General features: G+C 41.2%; 6 protein-coding genes. 3 read left to right on the top strand and 3 right to left on the bottom strand.

What is annotated here, in order from left to right:
• Positions 1-377: 377 nt before the first annotated feature.
• A complete protein-coding gene (gene pheT, locus IM507_RS06875; RefSeq protein ID WP_287636802.1) occupies positions 378-2,813 on the bottom strand; it encodes a phenylalanine--tRNA ligase subunit beta in 2,436 nt (811 codons plus the stop codon).
• A gap of 170 nt (positions 2,814-2,983) precedes the next feature.
• Between pheT and IM507_RS06870 the strand changes: the two genes are divergently transcribed.
• Positions 2,984-4,324, top strand: coding sequence for a DNA cytosine methyltransferase (locus tag IM507_RS06870; RefSeq protein WP_287636801.1), 1,341 nt, complete (start codon positions 2,984-2,986; stop codon positions 4,322-4,324).
• On the opposite strand, the gene IM507_RS06865 is transcribed toward IM507_RS06870, so the two are convergent.
• On the bottom strand, positions 4,316-5,086 hold the full coding sequence (locus IM507_RS06865) for a hypothetical protein (protein ID WP_249268180.1): 771 nt from the start codon (positions 5,084-5,086) through the stop codon (positions 4,316-4,318). The genes IM507_RS06870 and IM507_RS06865 overlap by 9 nt on opposite strands.
• Entirely contained in the window at positions 5,067-5,312 is a 246-nt protein-coding gene (locus tag IM507_RS06860) for a helix-turn-helix domain-containing protein (RefSeq protein ID WP_002749478.1), read from the bottom strand. The genes IM507_RS06865 and IM507_RS06860 overlap by 20 nt, the downstream gene beginning before the upstream one ends.
• 191 nt (positions 5,313-5,503) lie before the next feature.
• Between IM507_RS06860 and IM507_RS06855 the strand changes: the two genes are divergently transcribed.
• On the top strand, positions 5,504-6,136 hold the full coding sequence (locus tag IM507_RS06855) for a 2OG-Fe(II) oxygenase (protein WP_002738204.1): 633 nt from the start codon (positions 5,504-5,506) through the stop codon (positions 6,134-6,136).
• A 27-nt stretch (positions 6,137-6,163) separates the two neighbouring features.
• Complete coding sequence (locus tag IM507_RS06850; protein ID WP_185238015.1) at positions 6,164-6,943, top strand: ABC transporter ATP-binding protein; 780 nt, start codon at positions 6,164-6,166, stop codon at positions 6,941-6,943.
• Positions 6,944-7,114: the final 171 nt, after the last annotated feature.

Below are 7,114 nucleotides of genomic sequence, written 5' to 3'. Positions count from 1 at the left end.
GAGGGACAGAGGTGGTTAGCTGAACGTTGGGAAAAACTGATAGTTTTATCGACGTAAGAAGCAGAAAAATTAGCTAAATTAACAGGATGTACTCTCAGACAATTTCAAGAGAGATAGGCTTTTAGTGGCTTGGAAACAGGCTTTATCAATCTATTCATAATAAATATTGGCAGAAGATTAAAGATTAATTATTGTGACTAACTCTTTTGGTTAGAGAAAGATAAACTTGAGAATCCTCGATCAAATTTATTGACTCAAAATCAGCTGTACTTAATTTAAATGAAACAGCCCTACTTGATAAGGGGGGCATCTGATAATTTTTAACGCCTACCTACTTATAAAGTCGATGTCTGATAACTGATGATTGATCGCTGAATTTAACTTCTTAAAGAAACTTGGAACTGTTTAACTAAAGCTTCTCGCACTTTTGTCATTAAGGGTTCCACATCTTCATCGGTTAAAGTTCGATCGCTGGCACGATAGACTAAACTAAAGGCCAAACTACAATGATTTTCTGGCACATTCTGCCCCTGATAGCGATCGAATAATTCGACTTTTTCTAAAAGAGTTCCCCCGGCATTTTTGATAGTTTTTGTCAATCTATCTACGGGTATATCTGTAGAAACAAAAAAGGCGATATCTCGCGCTGCCCCCGGATAGGTAGAATAGACCTGTAAACGCGGGGTAATTTTGGCACTATCGCTAAGAGTTGCTAACAGAATCGGGAACTGGATTTCAAAGGCATAAACTGCCTCAATTAATCCCTTTTGCTGACGCAATTGCGGGTGTAGTTGACCGAATATACCTAGGCGTTGTTTGCCAATCCATAAAGATGCTGTTCGTCCGGGATGAAAACGCGCATCTTCGGCATCTTTTTCGTAGCTTACTGTCAGCGAAAGGCGATCGAATACTGCTTCTAAAATCCCTTTTGCTTCGTACCAAGTCATGGCTACCTCTTTACCCGATCGCAGCCAACGTCCGGCCGGGAAGAAATCACCGCCAAAAATACCAGCAATCGCATCGTATTCGTTGATATTATCCGATTCTAAGCGGAAAACTCGCCCGATCTCGAAGCCATTTAAGGAACCGTTACCCTGAGACTGATTATACTCAAACGCTTCGATTAAACCGTCTAGGAGATTAGTCCGCAAAGCAGAATACTCGACAAAAAGGGGATTAGCGAGGACAACTTCCGCTAATTCCGGTTTAACGAGGGAATACTGGACTAATTCCGTCAAACCGACTGCGCGAAAAGCTTCCCGCAGCCGACGCTGTATAGTTTCCTCAAAGGATAATCCTCCGGCTGCGGTTTTTGCCGGCAAAGTATCGACAAAGCGATCATATCCGTACAGTCGCGCTACTTCTTCAATTAAGTCAATTTCCCGTTCTAAATCCCGATAACGGTAGTCTGGCACTGTCACAGTCCACAGAACAGGATTTTTCGAGGTTAACTGCAATTCACAGCCCAAATTACCTAAAATCCGCTCCACATCTTCGGCGAGAATTTCACCGATCGCACCATTATCTAGGGTAACTTGACCCAGTAGCTGCTGCAAACGTTCTAAACGCAATTCGATCGAACGACTGGACTGATCGGCACGATAATCAGCTTTAACCTGACTGCTGACAGTTCCCCCAGCTAACTCTAGAATTAAATCGATCGCCCTTTGACAAGCATATTCCAAAGCGGCGGGATTAACACCGCGTTCATAGCGTCCGGAAGACTCGCTGCGTAAACCCTGCGCTTTTGAGGAACGACGGATAGCGATCGGATCGAATAAAGCCGACTCTAGCACAAGATTAACGGTTTCCTCGTTAACTTCCGTATCTTGACCTCCCATCACCCCCGCTAAAGCTACTGGCTTATTATTGGCAGTAATTAATAAATTAAGCTCTTTTAAGCTTCTTTCCTGACCATCAAGGCTAATAATTTTTTCCCCTTCCTCGGCAAAACGGACCCCAATAGTAACGGATTTACCTCCGGCAAAACTCTGTAAACGATCGCGATCAAAAGCGTGTAAGGGTTGTCCCCACTCCAAGAGGACATAATTAGTAATATCGACCACATTATTGATCGATCGCAATCCGGCAGCCTGTAAACGCTGTTGCAACCATAGCGGAGATGGGCCAATTTTTACCCCCTCGATCACCGTACCAATATAAGCAGGACAGGCTTTATTTTCTGATATTTCCAGCGTTAAATCTTTTTTAGGGGAAAATTCCCCTAATTTCACTTTTGGTAGGCTTAATTCTCCTCCTGTCAAAGCCGCTACTTCCCGCGCGACTCCGATCATACTCAAAGCATCGGCACGGTTAGCGGTGGGAGAAATATCTAAAATCACCTCATCGAGTCCCAAAAGGGGACGAACATCTGTACCTAAAGGGAGATTTTCCTGGCTAAAAATGTGGATTCCTTCAGAATCTTTAGTTAATCCTAATTCTGCGAGGGAACAGATCATCCCTTCCGATTTTACCCCGCGCAATTTAGCCGGTTTAATCGTTAAATTGATTTTTGGTAAATGAGTTCCCAAAGTAGCCACGGGAACTAGAATATCAGCCCTAGCATTGGGCGCACCACAGACAATTGTACTAAGATTTTCCTGACCGATATCCACCTGACAGACACTTAGTTTATCTGCATTGGGATGGGGTTGGCGATCAATAATTCTACCAATAACCACACCCTTTGCCCATTCTCGGCGATCCTCGATCTCTTCCACTTCTATTCCCGCAATTGTCAATAATTCGGCTAATTCTTGGGGAGATTGGGCAATTTTGACTAATTCTCGTAACCAGTTGATCGAAATCCGCATCGTTAATTCTTGCTTGCCGTTGGTTCTTAACTATTGTAAACGGTGGGTTGTCACCGCGACCGGGTTGACAGGAAAGATCGCTTTCAGGTTTGCTGGGGATACTCATTTTTAAAAGTTGCCTTCAGCCAATTATTATTATAGACTATAAGTTACATGGAGCAAGAAAATCGATGAGGAAAGCAATCAGTCTATTTGCCTGTGGTGGAATTGGAGATATGGCTCTTCGCTCTGGGGGATTTGAAGTTGTAGTGGCGAATGAATTATTGAAAGATCGTGCAGAAGTATTTAAATTTAACCACCCAGAATCACTAATGATTATTGGGGATATATGGGATAAAAAAAATGAGATAGTTGCAGAAACAAAGCAGCGACTCTCTGGACAAAATTTAGACATTGTTTTTGCCACTCCTCCCTGCCAAGGTATGTCTAGAAATGGCAGAGGTAAGCTGCTTAATTCTATTCGTAAAGGCTCAAAAAATGAAATCGACCAGAGAAATTTATTAATCATTCCCACCCTAGAAGTTTTTATGGCTAGTGGAGCAGAAACACTGGTCATGGAAAATGTGCCAGAAATGCAAAATACTTATATACCCTTTCCCGAGAAAGACGGTTATTTAGTAAATATTTTACATTATATAAAACAGCGTATTGGTGATAAGTTTTTAAGTTCGATTAGCATTATAGATTTTGCTGATTATGGAGTCCCGCAGAATCGTCAACGACTTATTTCAATATTTACTAAAAATGAGAAACTGAAGAATTATTTAAAAAAGAACAATTCTCTTTTTCCTAAACCAACTCATAGTAAAGAAGGATTAGAACTTCCCAGATGGAAAACTGTTCGAGACGCAATATATCATTTACCACCACTTGACTCTCAACGAACACAAACTGCTAAATCAGATGATATACCATATCACTATGTACCCCTATTAGATGAAGAAAAATATTTTTGGATCAGTAATACACCAGAAGAAAAAAGTTCATTTGATAATCAATGTATTAACCCTGTTTGTAGATATAATGGTAATCCAACACACAGCGCACGCAAAAATAATGAAGGAATTAATCGAGCTAGTACAGAAACCCCCCTTTACTGCCTTAAATGTGGACACATTCTTCCTCGTCCATGGGTGAAAGAAGATGGAAAATACAGGTTGATGAAAGGTTATACCAGTGCCTATAAAAGAATGAGTTGGGACGCACCAGCCAGTACAATTACACGAAATCTCTCCTATGCTTGTAGTGACAATAAACTACATCCTATTCAAAATAGAGTATTATCTCTGTATGAAGCAATGATTCTTCACACAATTACCGAATACCCATTTTCATGGAAACGGGCAGATGACAAAAGAGTTAGTGATAAACTAATTAGAGAGTTAATTGGCGAAAGTATCCCACCTGCTGGATTACAAAAAATATTTGATCATTTAGTATCCATCCTCAATGATGATTGTTCTCTTGAGGAGCAAATCAAGGAAAAATATGAGCAGCTCTGTCTATTTTGAAATTAAATTGTCTTTGTTATATTTGTTGACAAAATTAATATATCTATCGTCATTCTTGATCATAATCCAGTTTTTATACATTTTCTTAACGCCTTGTCGTGACATAATTGAGACGCTAGTTGTTCTTCCACCGCCTTCTGTTGGCTGAACAATTTTACCCCAATCATTGTCAGTTAAGTTGTTGCCAAAAAATACAGCAACTATTTGAGGTATTGTATTCTCAAAATCCCAGAGAATGCCAATAAGATTGTTAGTTTCTCTATGGTGAGCCTTCCAATCATAGCTTTTCATTACCTCGATTCTTGTGTCTCCCATATCGGGTTTTTCTTTTCCAGTCTTCTTTAATTCTCTTGGTGTAGGAACACTGCCACAAGTGGCTTTAACCTCTACTCCCCCATTAGCAAATGGACTAAATGGAGACTTATCTCGCATTCGTCTTTCTTGGGAAAGTTGTTCAAAAAAAACTTTGCCATTCTTATCCATTAACAGCAAATCTGGATAGCCGTCTTGATGCGGATTGTTGATAAATAATCCCTGGGATTTATTGGCAAATTCTATGGCAAATAGCTCACCAATAAATGCAGAAAGATTTCTCATACCTAGAATTCTAAATATATCTACTGGTATATCTTGGACTATTTTTTTAACAACAGAATGACATTCAACTAATGAATGCTCAAATATGACTTTATCGATAGTTATTTTCTGACCCTGTTTTGAGAAAAAGCTGGTATCAGAATGTTTATTTATGATATAACTCATTAATTTCTTCCGCAACAGTATTGACAAAAGTAACAATATCCATGTCCAGAGCTGAAATAATTTGTTCTAAGGAGTCCAAAGTAATGTTTCTTACTCCCCTTTCAACTCCAGATATGTAGGTTCTGTCAAGATTAGCTCTATACCCTAAAGCTTCTTGACTCAGATTACGTTTCTTCCGCAATTTTCTTACAGTCACAGCAACAGCAGTGACTAGCTTTCCTGCCATATATAAACTACCAAAGAAGATATTGAAATTCTCTACAGTCCATTTTCCTTCTATGATGACTATTAATCTACGGACTATAAGTCACAAAAGCTGATTCTGAATAAACCTGTATTCGGGAGCGGCAAAAACTCTGATTTTGTGTTTGACTAAAAATATATCCTAAAGATTGCCATACCGTTGCGATTCTATCCGTGCCTTACTATTCCCAATATCCCGACGCTTTTACTCCCAGTTATCTGAGCGAACTACAAGGACAGATTCTCGCTTGTCCCCACTTCACAGTTAACAATTTAAATCGAGATTTCGTTAAAACCAAAGGCTTTTCTATCGCTTTTCGACGCACACAAATCAGCGAAGTTGAACGAATGTTTCCCTATTTTAAACCCTATCTTGATCGCAGTTTACAAGCTGACTGCAACGCTTTTTATCTTAATCCCTTACTCCTACAAACCGGTTCACGCGTCGATCCCCATATCGATCGCTCCCTGCGCTCCTATTGTAAAACAATCGATCCTCCGCTCCTAGTTAGCGTCCTTTATGTGCAGGTTCCTAAAGATATTCAAGGGGGGGAACTGGTACTAGCAACAGGCAATCGTTCCGTGGCCCAGATTCGTCCTTGTACTAACACCTTGATCCTCTTTCAAGGAGATCTCACCCATTCAGTTAATCCCGTTAGCTGTTCTGGTATTCGTCTGAGTCTTGTCTGCGAACAATATCGTTTAGATGCGGAAGAATTGCGAGAGATTCCCGAAATGCAGATAGAGTCGCGAACCATAAAACCAGAAAAGAAAAAAAAGAAAGATCGGGTCATTGCCCTACAATAAAAGGGGATTTTTGTAAAGATATTCTAGATGGTAATGCGCGAACCGATCGTCGAATTAAGGGGAGTAACCAAAGCTTTCGGCAAGAAAGTAATCTTAAATAACGTCGATCTGAAAGTGTACGAAGGGGAAGCGATCGGCGTGATCGGTCCGTCCGGGACGGGAAAATCGACGATTTTACGCTTAGTCGCCGGATTACTGGCCCCCGATCGAGGAGAAGTGTACATCTACGGCACAAAACGGCAGAGAACCGTAGAACAGGGGGAAGATCCCCTCGGTGTTGGTCTAGTTTTCCAACAATCGGCCCTTTTTGACTCCCTCACCGTCGGGGAAAATGTCGGTTTTGCTCTCTATCGCAACTCAAAGCTAAAACGAGCCGAAATCCGCGATTTAGTGGAAGAAAAACTGGATTTAGTGGGAATGTCCGGTTCCTACGACCTCTATCCCTCTGAAATATCCGGAGGGATGCGAAAACGCGTCAGTTTAGCCAGAGCAATTATCAGCGATCCCTCGATCGCCGCCGATCGAGCGAACATTCTCCTGTACGATGAACCCACTGCCGGACTCGATCCCGTCGCTTCTACCCGCATCCAGACGGTAATTATGGAACTTCTCAAGGTAAAAAAAGCCTGTGGGGCCCATCTCATTGTCACCCACGTCCACAGCACCATCGAAAATACCACCGATCGCATCGTTTTTCTCTATAAAGGTCAATTTCAATGGGTTGGACCGACTCAAGAGGCTTATCACTCCGAAATCCCCGTACTCAAGCAATTTTTTACCGGCAGTATCGATGGACCAATTCAGTAAACTGCCAATTGAGGGAAGTGGGGTTTGGGGTAGGGCTGTTTCATTCTCCCATCAGAATATCAAAAGTAAAAGCGATCACTATCAGGTAAAATGAGGAGTGACCGCCAACCTTTCAAATATATGTTGAGCTTAATAGAAAAACTAAAACAAGTCAAGGACTTTCGGAAAGAT

The sequence above is a fragment of the Microcystis sp. M20BS1 genome, from assembly GCF_020245305.1.
In the GTDB taxonomy this organism is placed as follows: domain Bacteria; phylum Cyanobacteriota; class Cyanobacteriia; order Cyanobacteriales; family Microcystaceae; genus Microcystis; species Microcystis ichthyoblabe_A.
Note: the sequence above shows the minus strand (reverse complement) of the source record. Positions and strands in the feature narration are given on the sequence as shown.